The organism is Knoellia sp. p5-6-4 (assembly GCF_029222705.1).
In the GTDB taxonomy this organism is placed as follows: domain Bacteria; phylum Actinomycetota; class Actinomycetes; order Actinomycetales; family Dermatophilaceae; genus Pedococcus_A.
Map to the genome: position 1 here is coordinate 637,001 of NZ_JARGZF010000001.1, position 17,424 is coordinate 654,424.

A 17,424-nucleotide genomic window follows, 5' to 3' on the forward strand; every position below is an offset into this window, starting at 1 on the left:
CGTGAGGGCGGTCAGCCGCCGAGGCGGACCGGTTTGACGATGTCGGCGTAGATCAGCAGCACGGACATGACGATGAGCACCGACGACACGGCATACGCCACGGGCAGCGCCTTGGCCACGTCGACGTAGCCGGGGTCCGGCCGTCCGAGCAGCCGCGCGGTGCGGCGCTTCAGTCCCTCCCACAGGGCGCCCGCCACGTGGCCCCCGTCGAGGGGCAGCAGCGGGATGAGGTTGAAGACGAACAGCGCGAGGTTCAGCGAGGCGATCAGGCCGACGAGCGTGACGAACTTGGCCATCGCGCCGCCGTCGATCTGCGAGGTGTCGGTGCTGGCGACCTCGCCGGCGACCCGGCCGACGCCCACCACGGAGATCGGGCCCTCGGGGTCGCGCTCGCCGGAGCCGAACGCGGCCTCGGCCACACCGACCATCTTCTCGGGGATCCGCAGCACGACCCCGGCCGTGCGGGCGACCTGCTCCCAGATCAGCCCCGGCACCGCCGCAACGGGCTGCTGGACGATCTCCGGGGTGCCGCTGGTGCCGAGGAACCCGGCCCGCTCGGTGATGACCTCGCCGGAGGCATCGGTCTCGGGACGGCCCTGCTCGTCGTAGACCGGCAGGTCGAGCACCAGCGGCTTGGCGGTGACGCTCTGCTGCTGGCCGTCGCGTTCGAACACGATGGTCATCGGCTTGTCGAGGTTGCCCCGGATGGCGGCGCGCACGTCGTCCCAGGTCGAGACCTGCCGGCCGGCCACCGAGATGAGCTCGTCGCCCGGCTTGAGCCCGGCGGCGTTGGCCGGCGCGACCGGCATGTCAGGGGTGCACTCCTGCGAGGTGTTCTGCCCCGCCTTCTTGACGTCGACGCACTCGCTGACGCTGGACAGCTTCGGGGTGACCTCGGGCAGCCCGTAGAGGGTGAAGATGGCGCCGAACAGGACGGTGGCGATGAGCAGGTTCATCACCGGACCACCGAGCATGACGGTGAGCTTCCTGGGCACCGAGAGGCGGTAGAAGACGCGCCGCTCGTCGCCCGGCTGGACCTCCTCGAGGCTGGCCTGCCGGGCCTCGTCCATGAGCTGGGAGAACCGCCCGGTGCTCGACACCCGCAGCGTGTCGGGGTCGTCGCCCGGCCGGGGCGGGAACATGCCGATCATGCGGATGTAACCGCCGAGCGGGATCGCCTTGACGCCGTACTCCGTCTCGCCGCGGTGCCGCGACCACACGGTGGGCCCGAACCCGACCATGTACTGGGTGACCTTGACCCCGAACCTCTTGGCCGGCACGAGGTGGCCGATCTCGTGGAGGGCGATCGAGGCACCGATGCCGACGGCGACGAAGAGGACGCCGAGGAGGTACATCACGTGGCGGCCCCTGCGATCTCGGTGGCTTCAGCGTCGATCTGCGGCAAACCCAACACCTTCCGTGCGCGTGCGCGGGCCCAGGCGTCGGCCCGCAACACCTCCTCAACGCTCAGGGCGTCCGATTCACTCCCCGCCGCGTCACCGTGCCCGTCGACACTGTGCTCGTCGACGACCCGCGACACGGTGTCGACGATGTCGAGGAACCCGATGCGGCCCTCGTGGAACGCGTCGACGCCCACCTCGTTGGCCGCGTTGTAGACCGCTGGGTAGGTCCCGCCGGCCGTGCCGACCTGCCGGGCCAGCCGGACCGCGGGAAACGCGTCGTCGTCGAGCGGGAAGAAGTCCCACGACTGCGCCTGCGTCCAGTCGCACGGCACGTCGACGTCGGCCAGCCGCTCGGGCCACGAGAGCCCGAGGGCGATCGGCACGAGCATCCGCGGCGGCCCCATCTGCGCGATGGTCGAGCCGTCGTGGAACTCCACCATCGAGTGGATCCACTGCTGGGGGTGCACGACGACGTCGATCCGCTCGAACGGGATGTCGAAGAGCAGGTGGGCCTCGATCACCTCGAGGCCCTTGTTGACCAGCGTGGCGGAGTTCGTGGTGACGACGCGGCCCATGGCGTAGTTGGGGTGGGCCAGCGCCTCGGCGGGGGTCACGTGGCGCAGCTGCTCGCGGGTCCGCCCGCGGAACGGCCCGCCGCTGGCGGTGACGACCAGCCGCCGCACCTCGTCCGACCGTCCGCCGCGCAGGCTCTGGGCGATGGCCGAGTGCTCGGAGTCGACGGGCACGATCTGGTCGGGTCGGGCCAGCGCCTTGACGAGGGGGCCGCCGACGATGAGCGACTCCTTGTTGGCCAGCGCGAGCACGGAGCCGGCCTCGAGTGCCGCGAGCGTGGGCCGCAGCCCGATGGAGCCGGTGATCCCGTTGAGCACCACGTTCGCGCCGCAGCCGGCGGCGAGCACGCTCGCCTCCTCGCCCACCACCACCTCGGGCCGGTATGCCGTGCGGCCGGCCCGGGCGGCATACGCACCGATCGCGTCGGTGACCTGCTCGCGGGTGGCGCCCGCCACGGCCACGAACGGGGCCCGGGTCGCCACGGCCTGCTGCGCGACGAGGTCGACGTTGCCGCCGGCGCTGAGCGCGGCGACGGTGAACCGGTCGGGGTTGCGGGCGATGACGTCGAGGGCCTGGGTGCCGATCGAGCCGGTCGACCCGAGCACGGCGACGGAGCGGGAGGAGGTCACTGCCCCATTCTCCCCCATGGGACCCGTGCGACCGGACGGGCGGGCGTGGGCCCGGTCCGGAGCAGGGTCAGTCGACGAAGATCCGCTCCTCGATGAGCTGCTCCTGCACGATGCGGCCCTCGCGCTCGAACCGGCCCTGCTCGAACCGCTTCATGAACTCGAGCTCGACCTTGTCGATGCCGCCCCGGTTCTTCTCGATGGTCAGCACCACCCACTGGCGGAACCGCTCGGCGTTGTCGAGGTGGTACATCAGGTGGTGCCGGGCGACGATGTCGTACTTGTCGTTCAGGATGAAGACGACGTCGGCCTCGTAGGCGAGCGCGGAGGAGCCCCGCAGGTCGTGCACGCGCATCCTTTTGCCGGCGACCAGGCTGGCCTTGTCGGCGGCGACGACGGCGAGCACGGGGGCCTCCATCGTCAGCGCGATGTCCTTGAGCTGCTCCACGACGTGGGTGATGCGGTCCTCGTCGTTCAGTCCCGAGCCTCGCACCGGCACCTTCTGCAGGTAGTCGACGAGGACGAACGGCGGCTGGCCATGCTCCTCGGCGACCGCCTCCACGGCCGCCCGGATCTCGTCGATGCCGGTGTGCATGCCGCTTGAGCTGTGGATGTGCAGGCGGTCGGCGTAGCGCTCGAGGGCTCGCACCGCGTGGGCCCCACCCTTGGTGCTCCCGAACTGCTCCTCGAGGGAGGTCGCCCGGGTGTGGCGGGACTCGAAGACCTGGCGGATCGTGTTGAGGGTCAGCGCTTCCGTGCCGCCGAGGTCGGCAGCCTCGATCGCGATGAGGCGCTCGAGCACCGCGTGGGCGTCGTGCTCGTAGGAGAAGAAGATCGCCGGGCGCGTGCCGGTGACGACTGCACGGCGGAGCATCTGCAGCGCCATGGTGGTCTTGCCGAGGCCCTGGGGCCCGCCCATGAGGATCAGCTCACCCGAACGCAACCCGCCGGCGAGGGCGGTGTCGAGCGCGTCGAACCCCGTGGGCCACACCCGTGCTCCCGCCGAACGTCCCTGCTGGATCTTGTGGGTGGTGTCCGCGAGGACGCTGGTGAGGGACTTCAGGCGCGGGTCGGCGGGCGCAGTGGTGGACGCCCCGTCCTCCTCGAGGAGGCCGGCCTGGTCTGCGGCGGAGACCGTGGCTGTCATGGCGCAATTCGACCCGCGCATCGGCAGGGCCCGAAAGGCCGTTGCGCGAAATGTGCCCGAACGGCCCATCCGCAAACCGGGCGAAGAGGGACGAAACCCTCCCGTGCCGGTCAGCCCCGTTCGGATCGCGGGAAGGAGATGCCCGAGCTGAGGATGCGCAGGGCCGTGCCGATGTAGATGAGGTTGAAGAGCATCTGCACCGTGACCATCAACCGGGCCACCGTCTCTGCCGCGTGGATGTCGCCGAAGCCGACGGTCGCCGTGGTCGTCACGGAGAAGTACAGCGCGTCGGAGCGGTTCTCCAGGCCGGAGAACTGCTCGGGGGCGGCGGCCGAGGTGATGGCGTAGAGCAGCGCGAAGCCGAGGACGAGCAGGTAAAGGGATGTGAGCAACTGCTGGACCCGGTGGTACTCGGGCGGCTGCCGGTCGTGGCTGCGCCGGGCCGCCGTCCGCAGGAAGAACAGCAGCACACCCCAGGCGACGACGGAGCCCGCGAGCCTGCCCGCCGCGGTCGCGTCGCCCCAGGGTGACCGGAGCGGCAGCAGGTAGTAGCCGATGGTCAGGAGCACCAGGACGACGGTGGTGTGCCACAGCAGACCCACCAACGGTTCCTGCCTGCCCCGGAGCGGCATACCCGGTCCCGCCTCTCCCCTGCTCGCCCCCGGTCAGGGGGCGATGCCGACGTACTTGGTCTCGAGGTACTCCTCGATGCCCTCGAACCCTCCCTCGCGGCCGAACCCGGAGGCCTTGACACCTCCGAAGGGGGCCGCGGGGTTGGAGACGATCCCCTGGTTGAACCCGATCATGCCGAACTCCAGCGCCTCGCTCACCCGGATCATCCGAGACAGGTCCCGGGTGAAGACGTAGGCGACCAGCCCGTACTCGGTGCCGTTGGCCATCTCCAGCACCTCCTCCTCGGAGGTGAACGCCGCGATGGGGGCGACCGGGCCGAAGATCTCCTCCGTCATCACGCGGGCGTCCTTCGGCACACCGGTGACGACGGTCGGCTCGAAGAAGTAGCCCTTGCCCTCGGAGGGGCTGCCACCGAGCACCACGTTGGCGCCCTTGTCGCGGGCGTCGCGCACCAGCTCGGCGACCCCGTCGCGAGCCTTGGCGTCGATGAGCGGGCCGACGTCGACACCTTCCTCGGTGCCGCGGCCGACCGTGAGGGCGCCCATCCGCTCGGCGAAGCGGCGGCCGAACTCGTCCATGAGGCTGTCGTGGACGTAGAACCGGTTCGCCGCCGTGCAGGCCTCTCCGATGTTGCGCATCTTCGCGAGCATGGCGCCATCGACCGCACGGTCGAGGTCGGCGTCCTCGAAGACGATGAACGGCGCGTTGCCGCCGAGCTCCATCGAGACGCGCAGCAGCTGCTCCGCCGACTGCTCGACGAGCTTGCGACCGACGGGCGTGGAGCCGGTGAAGGTGAGCTTGCGCAGCCGCGGGTCTCGGATGATCGGCTCCATGACCTCGCCGGTGCGCGTCGTGGTGACGACGTTGAGCACCCCGTCGGGCAGGCCGCACTCCCGCAGCACCTCGGCCAGGGCCAGCATGCTGAGCGGGGTCTGGCCGGCTGGCTTGACGACCATGGTGCAGCCGGCGGCGATCGCCGGACCGATCTTGCGGGTGCCCATGGCGAGCGGGAAGTTCCACGGCGTGATCATCAGCGTCGGGCCCACCGGCGCCTTCATGGTCATCAGCCGGGTGGCGCCGTTGGGCGAGGTGGACCAGCGGCCGTGGATGCGCACGGCCTCCTCGGAGAACCAGCGGAAGAACTCGGCCCCGTAGGTGACCTCGCCCTTGGACTCGGCGAGCGTCTTGCCCATCTCGAGGGTCATGAGCATCGCGAAGTCGTCGGCACGCGCGGTGATCGTCTCGAAGGCCGCCCGCAGGATCTCCCCCCGGTCGCGCGGCGGCGTCGCGGCCCAGTCCTTCTGGGCGGCGGCCGCCGCGTCGAGCGCAGCCAGGCCGTCCTCGACGGTGGCGTCTGCGACCTCGGTCAGGACCTCGCCGGTGGAGGGGTCCTCGACCTTGATGGTGGCGCCGTCGGCGCTGTCCCGCCACGAGCCCCCGATGAGGAGCTGCGTCGGAACGGAGTCGATCAGGTCCTTCTGCGACATGGCCATCAGGTGCTCTCCTCGGTCTCGTCTGGGGTCTCGTGGGCGGTCGGCGTGCCATGGGGGTATGCCGGGTGGCCGCCCTTGGGCGGCCAGGTCTCGTTGTGGTCGTGCGACAGGCCGGTGCTGTGGTGCTGGCCGTGCGCGTGCGGCGTGCCGCCGAACGGCTGCGTGGGCTCGGGCACCCGCCCGGCGAGGAGCGGCTGTGCGGGGTCCCAGCGGGTGCCGTCGCGCTCGTCCCTGCGCTTGCGGGCGATGGCCGAGAGCGCTTCCAGCACAACGCGGTTCGCGAGGGCCGCCGTGATGTCGGCGTGGTCGTAGGGCGGGCTGACCTCGACGACGTCGATGCCGACGACCGGCAGCTCGAGGCAGATCCGCCGCACCGAGTCGAGCAGCTCGCGGGCGGACAGGCCGCCGGGCTCCGGTGTGCCGGTGCCCGGGGCGTGTCCCGGGTCGCACACGTCGATGTCGACCGAGAGGAAGACGCCGTCGCACTCGTCGGTCGCGATGGTGAACGCCTCGGTGAGGCAGTCCTGCAGGCCGCGGTGCACGATCTCCGTCATCTCGAACGAGCGCATCCGCTGGCCGGCCATCCAGTCGAGGGTCTCCGGCGGTGGCCAGTAGCCGCGCAGCCCGACCTGGAGGAAGCGGTCGCCGCGCAGGGCCCCCGACTCGATGAGCCGTCGCATGGGCTGCCCGTGCCCCCACAGCGAGCCGAACTCGATGTCGCCGGTGTCGGCGTGCGCGTCGAAGTGGATCATCGAGACCCGCCCGTGCCCGAGGACGTTGGCCACGCCCTTGGCGTCGGGGAAGGCGATCGAGTGGTCGCCGCCGAGGACGACGGGGATGGCTCCGGCCCGGGCGACCTTCTCCACCGCGGCCTCGAGCGCCGGGAGCGCCACCTCGATGTCCCCGGAGTACATCTCGACGTCGCCGGCGTCGACGACCTTGAGGTCGACGAGGCCGTCGGTGCGCAGCGCCAGCGACGGGCGCGAGCCGTCGTGCGGCAGGTAGTCGGTCATCCGGATGGCCTGCGGGCCGAACCGGGTACCGGGGCGGTGGGAGGTGCCGCCGTCGAACGGTGCGCCGAGCACCACGACGTCGGCGCCGGCATACGTCTCCGGCTCGTCGAGGTCGCAGGCGGGAACACCGAGGAACGTGATGTCGGGCCCGAACTGGGCGCCGTAGCGGGTCATGGCTCGACCCTAGTCCGCCGACGTGGCGGCCGTCGGGCGGTCCTCCATGCCCCACGGGGAGCCGTAGCCCTCCGGCTTCGGCGCCTTCAGCAGGTCGAGGAAGGGCACGGCGTCGAACGCCTCGGGGCCCAGCACACCGGCGCCCGACCACGCGCCGGTCGCGAGGAGCTCGAGGGCCACGACGGGGTTGACCGCGGTCTGCCACACCACGCACTGGGCGCCGTAGTCGCGCATCGTCTGCTCGTTGTCGGCGACGTGGTAGAGGTACGTCGCGCGCGGCCTGCTGTCCTTGCCCCTGCCCGTCACCCACAGGCCCGCACAGGTCTTGCCGGTCATCCGTGGCCCGATGGTCGCGGGGTCCGGCAGGCACGCGGCCACGACGTCGCGCGGCGAGACCTCCACTCCCCCGACCCGGACCTTCTCGGTGCGGTCGAGGCCCAGGGTGTTGAGGGTCTTCAGGACGCCGATGAACTCGTCACCGAGGCCGTACTTGAACGTCACCCGCCTGGCGTCGACCCAGCGCGGCATGAGGAGCACCTCCTCGTGCTCGACGTTGACGCACTCGACCGGCCCGATGCCCTCGGGGAAGTCGAACACCTCCGGCTCCGAGAAGGGCGCCGTGGTGTACCAGCCGCGCTCCTTCTCCCAGACGACCGGCGGGTTCAGGCACTCCTCGATGGTGGTCCAGATCGAGAAGCTCGGCGCGAAGACCTCGTTGCCATCCTCGTCGTGCACCGCGAGGTTGGCGCCGTCGCGGGTGCCCAGCTCGTCGATCTCCGAGAACAGGTGGTCGGCGGCATACCGGGCGAACACGTCGGACAGGCCGGGCTCGACGCCGATGCCCACCAGGGCCAGGCGTCCGGCCGACTCCCAGTCCCCCACCATCGCGAACTGCTCATCCCCGAGCTTGACCCCGGTCTGCGCGTAGGGCTGCTCGGGGTGCCGCTGCGACAGGCTCATGGCCATGTCGAGGTAGTCGGCGCCCGCGGCCAGCGCACCACGGAAGATCGGCATGACGAAGCGCGGGTCGACGGCGTTGAGGACGTGCGTGATGCCGTGCTCGCGCGCCAGCGCCTCGACCTCCTCGGCGCTGGAGGCGTCGACGCGTGCGGCCACGAGCCGGCCCTCACCGGGCCGGCGGGCCGTCGCCGCCTCGACGGTGGCCTTGGCTCTCGCCTCGTCGTAGTCGGCGACGACCAGAAGGTCGAAGAAGTCTCGCTCGACGGCGATCCGGGCTGCGGCGTCACCGACGCCGCCGGAGCCGACCAGAAGGATGCGCACGGGAGTCAGGCTGCTTTCTCTCGGCGGCTGGCGAGGACCTGGCCGGTGATCACGGCGAGCAGCGCCAGCAGGAACATGATCGTGCCGATGACGTTGACCTGCACCGGCGCTCCGCGCTGGGCGGCGCCCCACACGTACATCGGGAAGGTGATCGAGCTGGGGCTCGCGTTGAAGTTGGTGATGATGTAGTCGTCGAAGCTCAGCGAGAACGCCAGGAGCGCACCGGCCGCGATGCCCGGTGCTGCCAGGGGCAGCGTGATGCGCACGAACGTGTGGAACGCGTTGGCGCCGAGGTCGGCGGCCGCCTCCTCCAGGCGGGGGTCGAGGGTGGCCACCCTGGCCTTGACGGCGACGACGACGAACGAGATGCAGAACATGATGTGCGCGATGGTGATCGCGAGCCCACCCGCGGGCAGGCCCATCATGAGGAACAGCGTCAGCAGGCTCGACCCCATGACGACCTCGGGGGTCGCCATGGGCATGAAGATGAGCAGGTTGGTCGACGAGCGCCCGCGGAAGCGGTGCCGGCCCAGGGCGAAGGCGATCATCGTGCCGAGGGCGGTGGCGACCAGCGCGGCGACGAACCCGATCCGGAGGCTGAGCCCCACGGACTCGCAGATGCCCTGCGCCCCACAGGGGTTGGCCCACGCCTCGGTGGAGAACTTGGTCCACGTGTAGTTGTAGCGACCGACGGGGTCGTTGAAGGAGAAGACCGCGACGATGATGTTGGGCACCAGCATGTACGCGAGCACGGCCAACGCGGCGAAGGCCAGCAGGTGGCGGCGGATCCACGCCATGGCTACACCAGCTCCTCGGTGCCGGCCCGGCGCACGTAGAGGGCGACGAGGGTGACGATCAGGATGAGCAGGATGAAGGAGAGGGCCGCGGCCATCGGGTAGTCGAGGACGCGCAGGAACTGGCTGTCGATGACCTGCCCGACCATCACGGTCTGGGTGTTGCCGAGGAGCCGGGAGTTGATGAAGTCACCGGCGGCGGGGATGAAGGTGAGCAGCGTGCCGGCCACGACGCCCGGCAGCGAGAGCGGCCAGGTGACGTGCCGGAAGGCCCGCCACGGCGTCGCGTACAGGTCACCGGCCGCCTCGACCAGACGGGGGTCGAGGCGCTCGAGGCTGGCGTAGAGCGGCAGGATCATGAACGGGAGGAAGTTGTAGGTCAGGCCCGCGATCACGGCGAACTTGCTGGCGAGCAGCGTCTCGTTGTTGGTCAGGCCGACGGCCTGCAGCAACGTGGTGAAACCGGTCGCCTGTGCGAGCTCCGTCACGGGGCCGGTGTCGGAGAGGATCGTGCGCCACGCCAGGGTGCGGATGAGGAAGCTGGTGAAGAACGGTGCGATGACCAGCACCAGCAGGACGTTCTTCCACCGCCCCGCCTTCTGCGCCATGAAGTAGGCCAGGGGGTAGCCCAGCAGGAGCGCGACCAGGGTCGCGGTCGCGGCATACCCCACGGACCGCAGCAGGTGCGGCCAGTAGCGCGAGAGGGCGTCGGCGTAGATCGCCACGTTGCCGGTGAAGGTGTAGCCCTCGTCGACGCTGCCCTCCTGCAGCGACTGCGAGCCCAGGGTGATCATCGGCGCGACGAAGAAGACCACCAGCCACAGCAGGCCCGGCGCGAGGAGCGCATAGGGAACCCAGTTCCGGCGTGCCCGGGAGGGGTGGTCGCTGATCCCGGTCGACAGCGCCGGCGCCTCAGCCACGGTCGTCTTCCAGCTCGGCCCCTGCCTCGGCGTCCTCCCTGGCGTCGAGCGCGAACCCGTGCTCTGCCGCCCAGGAGATCGTCACGTTCTCCCCCACGGTGGCCCGCGCGGAGCCGTCGTTCTGTTGCACGACGACGAGCTCGCGGCCCCACGGCATGCGCACGAGGTACTGCGTGGCGACGCCGGAGAAGGAGACGTCGGTGACCGTGCCCTTGAGCTGGTTCGGGCCACCGGTGGTGCCGAGCCGCAGCTTCTCCGGGCGCACGCCGAGGAAGATGTCGCGGATGCCGTCGGGCAGGTGCTCGCGGGAGACCTCGAGGTCGGCGTCGTGGGTGCGCACGATGACCGTGCCCTCCGAGCCGGGCTCGCCGGTGACGGTCGCCTTGAGCAGGTTGGACTGCCCGAGGAAGTTGGCCACGAAGGTCGACCGCGGCTGCTCGTAGAGCGTCGCCGGGTCGCCGAGCTGCTCGAGCCTGCCGGCGTTCATCACCGCGATGGTGTCGGCCATGGTCATGGCCTCTTCCTGGTCGTGGGTGACGTGGATGAACGTCAGGCCGACCTCGGACTGGATCCGCTTGAGCTCGATCTGCATCTGCCGCCGGAGCTTGAGGTCGAGGGCCCCGAGCGGCTCGTCGAGCAGCAGCACGTCGGGCCGGTTGACCACGGCGCGCGCCAGCGCGACCCGCTGCTGCATGCCGCCGGAGAGCTGGGACGGCTTCTTCGTGGCGACCTGGCCGAGCTGGACCAGCTCGAGGGCCTCCTGCGCCTTCTTCCGGGCGTCCTTGTCGCCGCGCCGCTTGAGGCCGAAGGACACGTTGTCGAGCACGGTCATGTGTGGGAAGAGGGCGTAGGACTGGAACACCGTGTTGACGTTGCGCTGGTACGCCTTGGTCCTGGTGATGTCCTTGTCCCCGATGAGGATCTGCCCCGCAGTGGGGTCCTCCAGGCCCGCGATCATCCGCAGGGTGGTGGTCTTGCCGCAGCCGGAGGGGCCGAGCAGGGCGAAGAACGAGCCCTGCTCGATCGTCAGGTCGAGCGGGTGGACGGCGGTGAACTGCTCGAAGGACTTCGTCAGCCCGACGAGGCGCAGCGAGCCTGCGCCGTGCTCTGGGACCTGCGCCGCCATCAGCCCGTGGTCAGCTCGGAGAACATGGCGTTGTACTTGGTCTCCTCCTCCGGGGAGAGGCCGCGGAAGACGCGGGCCCGCGACAGCACCTCCTCGCTGGGGAAGATCAGCGGGTTCTCGGCAGTCTCCGGGTCGTCCTTGGTCAGGGCCTCCTTGGTGCCCTTCACCGGCGGGATGTAGTTCACCCAGGCCTCGACCTGCGCCATGACGGCGGGGTCGTAGTAGTAGTTGATGAGGGTCTCGGCGTTCTTCTTGTGCTTGGCCATCGCGGGGATGACGAAGTTGTCCGACCAGAGCGTGAAGCCCTTCTCCGGCAGGGTGTAACCGACCTTCGGGTTCTCGAACTGCAGCTGCACGACGTCACCGGTCCAGGCGACGCACGCGGCGATGTCACCCTTGGTGAGCCCGTCGGTGTAGTCGTTGCCGGTGAACCCCTTGATCTGGCCGGCGTCCTTGGCCTTCTGGATCATGGCGATGGCGGCCTCGTAGTCGGCGTCGGTGAAGTCGGCCGGGTTCTTGCCCTGCTCCATCAGCACGAGGCCCACGGTGTCGCGCATCTCCGACAGGAGGGTGACCTTGCCCTTCAGGGACGGGTCGGTGAGGAGCTGCTCCATCGTCTCGATCTTCTTGCCCCCCGTGGCGTCGAGGTTGTAGGCGATGCCGGCGAACCCGCTCTGCCAGGGCAGCGAGTAGGCGCGGCCCGGGTCGAACTCGACGTTCCTCAGCGACTCCTCGAGGTTCTTGGCGTTGGGGATGTTCGCCATGTCGAGCTTCTGCACGTAGCCCTGGCGGATCAGGCGCGCCACCATCCAGTCGGTGCTGCACCAGACGTCACGGCCGGTGTCGTTCCCCGCAGCGAGCAGCGGGCGGACCTTGGCGTAGAACTCGTCGTTGTCGTTGTAGTCCTCGGTGTAGTTCACCTTGATGCCGGTCTGCTTGGTGAAGGCATCCAGCGTCGGACGGCTCTTCTCGTCCTCGGACACGTCGATGTACTGCGTCCAGTTGGACCAGTTGACGATCTTCTCGGTGTCGGACAGGTCCTCTGCCGCCTTGGCGGTGGCGCTCGTGCCGCTCGCCGCCGGGCTGCGACCCTCGGAACCACACGCGGCCAGTGCCGTGACGCCGAGGCCTGCGGCGCCCAGCATCAGCGTCCGGCGGGACAGGAGCCCTCGCGCCAGGGCGGCGCTGAGGGTGGGGGGGATCTGGTCGTTCATGCGTGCTCTCCTGGTGCCGGCGCCGCGGGGGCGAGGTTGGTGCTGGTGCGTGGTCGGGGGGATCAGCTCTCGATGTTGGCCATGACGTGCTTGATGCGGGTGTAGTCCTCGAACCCGTACATGGACAGGTCCTTGCCGTAGCCGCTCTTCTTGAATCCACCGTGCGGCATCTCGGCAACGATCGGGATGTGCGTGTTGATCCAGACCGCGCCGAAGTCGAGCCGCTTGGACATGCGCATCGCCCTGCCGAAGTCCCTGGTCCACACGCTGGAGGCCAGGCCGTACTCCACGCCGTTGGCCCAGCGCACCGCCTCGTCCTCGTCGGAGAACTGCTGGACGGTGATGACCGGCCCGAAGATCTCGTTCTGGATGGCCTCGTCGTCCTGGCGCAGCCCGGACAGCACGGTGGGCTCGAGGAAGAAGCCGTCGCCGAGCGAGGAGACCCGGTGTCCGCCGGCGGCGACACTGGCGTGGTCGGGCAGGCGCTCGAGGAAGCCCTGGACCCGCTGCAGCTGGTTGGCGTTGTTCACGGGCCCGAAGGCGGCTTCCTCGTCCTCGGGCATGCCGACCTTCGTCGAGCTCCTGGCGTACTCGGCGAGGGCATCGACAAAGTCGTTGTGGATGCGCGGGGCCGCGAGCACGCGCGTGGCCGCGGTGCAGTCCTGTCCGGCGTTGAAGTAGCCGGCGCCGGCGATGCCCTCGACGGCGGCCTCGATGTCGGCGTCGTCGAAGACCACCACGGGCGCCTTTCCGCCGAGCTCGAGGTGCACCCGCTTGACGTCGTGGGCCGCGCTCTCGGCGACCTGCATGCCGGCGCGCACCGAGCCGGTGATGGCCACGAGGGCGGGCGTCTTGTGGGACACGACGGCACGGCCGGTGTTGTGGTCACCCGTGACGACGTTGAAGGTGCCCGGCGGGAGGAACTCGGCCGCGATCTCGGCCATCAGCAGCGTGGTCTCGGGCGTGGTGTCGGACGGCTTGAGGACGATCGTGTTGCCGGCGGCGAGCGCGGGCCCGATCTTCCAGACCGCCATCATCATCGGGTAGTTCCACGGCGTCACCTGGCCAACGACACCGATCGGCTCGCGCCGGATCCACGAGGTGTGGCCCTTCATGTACTCACCGGCCGACCTGCCCTCGAGGACGCGCGCCGCGCCGGCGAAGAACCTCAGCTGGTCGACCATCGGCGGCACCTCCTCGCTGGCGGTCAGGGCGTGCGGCTTGCCGGTGTTCTCCGCCTCGAGGCGCACGAACTCGTCGGCCCGCCGCTCGATCGCGTCGGCGAAGTCGAGCAGCGCCTTCTGCCGCTCGCTCGGGGTGGCCTGGCCCCACTCGGCGAAGGCGGCGTCAGCGGCGGCATACGCCTTGTCGACGTCGGCCTGCGTCGACACCGGCGCCTTGGCCACGACCTGCGCCGTGGCGGGGTTGACGATGTCGGTCGTCGCGTCGGTCTCCGGGTCGACGTACTCACCGTTGACGAAGTTGCGCAGGACACGAGGGGTGGCAGTCACGAGGGCTCTCCCGGGGGGATCGGTACGGATTCCGGTGTCTCGAACTGTAGCCACCGTCGCAGCGATTTCAATAGGTTCGGCGCATCTGATTGCGGAAATCAACATCGATTTGACAATTCGACGACGGATTCCGTCGTCTGGGTACTTGCGCGCCTGTGCCGAAGAGGACACCATGGCGGGCGTGACCCGCTCCCCGAACCACCACGAGGCGCGCCTCGACGACGTCTCCAAGGCGATCATCGAGCACCTCCAGGAGGACGGACGGCAGTCGTACGCGACGATCGCCAAGCAGGTGGGCCTGTCGGAGGCGGCGGTGCGCCAGCGCGTGCAGCGCCTGCTCGACTCGGGAGTCATGCAGATCGTCGCGGTGACCGATCCGCTGCAGGTGGGCTTCCGCCGGCAGGCCATGATCGGCATCCGCGTGGACGGCGACCTGACCTCCGTGGCCGAGGCGCTGAGCGCGATGCCCGAGGTCGACTACGTCGTCACCACGGCCGGCAGCTTCGACCTGCTCGCCGAGGTCGTGTGCGAGGACGACGACCAGCTGCTCGAGCTGCTCACGAAGCGGGTGCGGACCCTGGGAGGGGTCCTGACCACCGAGACCTTCGTCTATCTGAAACTCAACAAACAGCACTACAACTGGGGTACACGATGACCACCGAGCCTTCCGCCATCTTCGAGCCGTCGAGCGACACCCGCACGCCGATGGGCACCCTCCACAGCGAGGCCGCCCGCGACCACCTGTGGATGCACTTCACCCGGCACTCGGTCTTCGAGGACCGCAGCGAGGGAGGCCAGGGCCACTCGGTGCCCATCATCACCCGCGGCGAGGGGCACAAGATCTGGGATGACCGGGGCAACGAGTACATCGACGGCCTCGCCGGGCTGTTCGTGGTCCAGGTCGGCCACGGCCGCGAGGAGATCGCCGAGGCGGCGGCCAAGCAGGCGAAGGAGCTCGCCTTCTTCCCGTTGTGGTCCTACGCCCACCCGCGGGCCATCGAGCTCGCCGAGCGCCTGGCCGCCAGCGCCCCCGGCGACCTCAACCGCGTCTTCTTCACCACCGGCGGCGGCGAGGCCGTCGAGACCGCCTGGAAGCTGGCCAAGCAGTACTACAAGCTGATGGGCAAGCCGACCAAGCACAAGGTCATCAGCCGCAACGTGGCCTACCACGGCACCCCGCAGGGCGCCCTCTCCATCACCGGCATCCCGGCCGCGAAGGAGATGTTCGAGCCGCTGGTGCCCGGCGCTTTCAAGGTGCCCAACACCAACCACTACCGGGCGCCGGAGCACCTGCGCGACGACGAGAAGGCCTTCGGCCGCTGGGCGGCCGACCGCATCGGCGAGGCCATCGAGTTCGAGGGCCCCGACACCGTGGCCGCCGTCTTCCTCGAGCCGGTGCAGAACTCCGGCGGCTGCTTCCCGCCGCCGCCCGGCTACTTCGAGCGCGTGCGCGAGATCTGCGACGAGTACGACGTGCTGCTCGTCTCCGACGAGGTCATCTGCTCGTTCGGCCGCATCGGGTCGATGTTCGCCTGCGACGACTTCAACTACGTGCCGGACATCATCACCTGCGCCAAGGGCATGACCTCGGGCTACTCCCCCATCGGAGCCATGATCGCCAGCGACCGGCTGTTCGAGCCGTTCAAGCAGGGCACGACGTTCTTCCCCCACGGCTACACCTTCGGCGGCCACCCCGTCAGCGCCGCCGTGGCGATGGCCAACCTCGACATCTTCGAGCGCGAGGGCCTGAACCAGCACGTGATGGACAACGCCCCGAAGTTCCGCGACGCGCTCGAGGGCCTGCTCGACCTGCCGATCGTCGGCGACGTCCGCGGCGCCGGGTACTTCTACGGCATCGAGCTCGTCAAGGACAAGGAGACCCGCGAGACCTTCAACGACGACGAGTCCGAGCGGCTGCTGCGCGGCTACCTCTCCAAGGCGCTGTTCGACGCCGGCCTCTACTGCCGCGCCGACGACCGGGGCGACCCCGTCATCCAGCTCGCGCCGCCGCTCATCATCGGCCAGGCCGAGTTCGACGACATCGCCTCGCGCCTGCGCTCGGTGCTCAAGGACGCCGAGAAGCACCTCTAGGCCCTGGCCCGCAAGGGTTTCCGGCCGTGACCACACCCGTGCGCCCCCTGTGGTGGGAGGGCGCCAGGGTGGCTGCCGACTCCGCCTCCAGCCTGACCGACGACACCGCCGCCGACGTCGTCATCGTCGGCGGCGGCTACACCGGGCTCTGGACGGCCTACTACCTCCTGCGCGACGAGCCGTCGCTCGACGTGCTCGTGCTCGAGGCGGAGCACGTCGGCTTCGGGGCAAGCGGGCGCAACGGGGGCTGGGTCTCCGCCCTCTGGCCGGTGGGGCCCGAGTCCATCGCCCGGGAGAGCGGCCCGGACGCCGCGCGCGCGATGGTGCGAGCCCTGCAGGAGACGGTCACCGAGGTGGGTGAGGTCGCCCGCGCCGAGGACGTCGACTGCGGCTTCCACAGGGGCGGCACGGTGGTGCTCGCCCGCAACCGGGCCCAGGCCGTCCGGGCCCGCGCCGACGTCGAGTCCGGGCAGCACTGGGGCGACGGGACGCAGTGGCTCGACGCCGAGGAGGCCCGCGAGCGCCTGGCCGCCAGTGACGTCCACGGCGGCACGTGGAACCCGCACTGCGCCCGGGTGCACCCACGGCGCCTCGTCGACGGGCTGGCAGCCGCGGTGCGGCGGCGCGGCGGGGGGATCGCCGAGGGCACCCGGGTGGTCTCGCTCGGCCCGGGTGCGGTGCACACCGCCGGGGGCCACCGCGTCACCGCCCGCGTCATCATCCGCGCCACCGAGGCCTGGACGCCCTCGCTCCCCGGGCGGCGCCGCTCCCTCGCACCGGTCTACTCACTGATGGTGGCGACCGAGCCGCTGTCCCGCGCCCAGTGGGACGAGATCGGGCTCGTCCACCGAGAGGTGTTCGCCGACCACCGGCACGTGGTCACCTACGGCCAGCGCACCGTCGACGACCGCATTGCCTTCGGCGGACGAGGCGCCCCCTACCACTGGGGCTCACGGGTGCGCCCGGGCTTCGACCACGAGGAGAGTGTCTTCGACGACCTGCGGGCGACGCTGCGGCAGATGCTGCCGCAGCTCGACGGTGTGGCGTTCACCCACGCGTGGGGCGGCCCCCTCGGCATCGCCCGCGACTGGCACCCGGCGGTCGGCTACGACGCCGCGACGGGGCTCGGCTGGGCCGGCGGCTACGTCGGCGACGGCGTCGCGGCCAGCAACCTCGCCGGTCGCACCCTGGCAGACCTGGTGCGCGGTCGGCGGACGCCGCTCACCACGCTGCCGTGGGTGGGGCACCGCTCACGGAAGTGGGAGCCCGAACCACTGCGCTGGCTCGGCGTCAACGCCGGGCTGCGGCTGGCCCACGCGGCGGACTTCGAGGAGGAGCGCACCGGGCGCCCCGCCGTGCAGGCCAGGCTGCTCAGCGCGCTCACGGGCCACTGAGCGGAGCGGCACCTGGCCCCCTCCCCTGGTG

15 protein-coding genes are annotated in these 17,424 nt (G+C 70.3%); 3 read left to right on the forward strand and 12 right to left on the reverse strand.

All coding sequences use genetic code 11. From position 1 onward, the window contains the following. Positions 1-11: 11 nt before the first annotated feature. From P2F65_RS02995 to P2F65_RS03050, 12 genes are all read right to left on the reverse strand, one after another. On the reverse strand, positions 12-1,355 hold the full coding sequence (locus P2F65_RS02995; RefSeq protein ID WP_275807236.1) for a site-2 protease family protein: 1,344 nt from the start codon (positions 1,353-1,355) through the stop codon (positions 12-14). After that, a complete protein-coding gene (gene dxr / locus P2F65_RS03000; RefSeq protein ID WP_275804010.1) occupies positions 1,355-2,623 on the reverse strand; it encodes a 1-deoxy-D-xylulose-5-phosphate reductoisomerase in 1,269 nt (422 codons plus the stop codon). The genes P2F65_RS02995 and dxr overlap by 1 nt, the downstream gene beginning before the upstream one ends. A 49-nt stretch (positions 2,624-2,672) precedes the next feature. After that, the gene (locus P2F65_RS03005) at positions 2,673-3,749 is read right to left on the reverse strand and encodes a DnaB-like helicase C-terminal domain-containing protein (protein ID WP_275804011.1); all 1,077 of its coding nucleotides are present in this window, start codon (positions 3,747-3,749) and stop codon (positions 2,673-2,675) included. Positions 3,750-3,859: 110 nt separating this feature from the next. Then, on the reverse strand, positions 3,860-4,351 hold the full coding sequence (locus P2F65_RS03010) for an ion channel (RefSeq protein WP_275804013.1): 492 nt from the start codon (positions 4,349-4,351) through the stop codon (positions 3,860-3,862). Between the two features lie 63 nt (positions 4,352-4,414). Next, positions 4,415-5,869 carry an NAD-dependent succinate-semialdehyde dehydrogenase gene (locus P2F65_RS03015; protein ID WP_345803689.1) on the reverse strand — a complete coding sequence of 485 codons (1,455 nt, stop codon included), beginning with the start codon at positions 5,867-5,869 and terminating at the stop codon, positions 4,415-4,417. 5 nt (positions 5,870-5,874) lie between these two features. After that, complete coding sequence (gene speB / locus P2F65_RS03020) at positions 5,875-7,062, reverse strand: agmatinase (protein WP_275804017.1); 1,188 nt, start codon at positions 7,060-7,062, stop codon at positions 5,875-5,877. A 9-nt stretch (positions 7,063-7,071) separates the two neighbouring features. Next, positions 7,072-8,343, reverse strand: a complete 1,272-nt coding sequence (locus P2F65_RS03025) for a saccharopine dehydrogenase C-terminal domain-containing protein (protein ID WP_275804018.1) — start codon at positions 8,341-8,343, stop codon at positions 7,072-7,074. Positions 8,344-8,348: 5 nt separating this feature from the next. Further along, positions 8,349-9,140 (reverse strand): ABC transporter permease, encoded by a 792-nt coding sequence (locus P2F65_RS03030; RefSeq protein ID WP_275804020.1) that lies wholly within the window; start codon positions 9,138-9,140, stop codon positions 8,349-8,351. A 2-nt stretch (positions 9,141-9,142) separates the two neighbouring features. Then, a complete protein-coding gene (locus P2F65_RS03035) occupies positions 9,143-10,057 on the reverse strand; it encodes an ABC transporter permease (protein WP_275804022.1) in 915 nt (304 codons plus the stop codon). Beyond that, positions 10,050-11,183, reverse strand: a complete 1,134-nt coding sequence (locus tag P2F65_RS03040) for an ABC transporter ATP-binding protein (protein ID WP_275804024.1) — start codon at positions 11,181-11,183, stop codon at positions 10,050-10,052. Before P2F65_RS03040 ends, P2F65_RS03035 begins: the two co-directional genes overlap by 8 nt. Continuing rightward, the gene (locus P2F65_RS03045; protein ID WP_275804025.1) at positions 11,183-12,397 is read right to left on the reverse strand and encodes an extracellular solute-binding protein; all 1,215 of its coding nucleotides are present in this window, start codon (positions 12,395-12,397) and stop codon (positions 11,183-11,185) included. The genes P2F65_RS03040 and P2F65_RS03045 overlap by 1 nt, the downstream gene beginning before the upstream one ends. A 62-nt stretch (positions 12,398-12,459) precedes the next feature. Continuing rightward, the gene (locus P2F65_RS03050; protein ID WP_275804027.1) at positions 12,460-13,908 is read right to left on the reverse strand and encodes a gamma-aminobutyraldehyde dehydrogenase; all 1,449 of its coding nucleotides are present in this window, start codon (positions 13,906-13,908) and stop codon (positions 12,460-12,462) included. A 181-nt stretch (positions 13,909-14,089) separates the two neighbouring features. Between P2F65_RS03050 and P2F65_RS03055 the strand changes: the two genes are divergently transcribed. The 3 genes from P2F65_RS03055 to P2F65_RS03065 are packed head-to-tail and all read left to right on the forward strand — an operon-like array spanning position 14,090 to position 17,393. Continuing rightward, positions 14,090-14,563 carry an Lrp/AsnC family transcriptional regulator gene (locus P2F65_RS03055; protein WP_275804029.1) on the forward strand — a complete coding sequence of 158 codons (474 nt, stop codon included), beginning with the start codon at positions 14,090-14,092 and terminating at the stop codon, positions 14,561-14,563. Continuing rightward, on the forward strand, positions 14,560-15,999 hold the full coding sequence (locus P2F65_RS03060; RefSeq protein WP_275804031.1) for an aspartate aminotransferase family protein: 1,440 nt from the start codon (positions 14,560-14,562) through the stop codon (positions 15,997-15,999). The genes P2F65_RS03055 and P2F65_RS03060 overlap by 4 nt, the downstream gene beginning before the upstream one ends. A 26-nt stretch (positions 16,000-16,025) precedes the next feature. Then, positions 16,026-17,393: an FAD-dependent oxidoreductase gene (locus tag P2F65_RS03065; protein ID WP_275804033.1), complete on the forward strand. Its 1,368-nt coding sequence runs from the start codon at positions 16,026-16,028 to the stop codon at positions 17,391-17,393. The last annotated feature ends 31 nt before the right edge of the window (positions 17,394-17,424 follow it).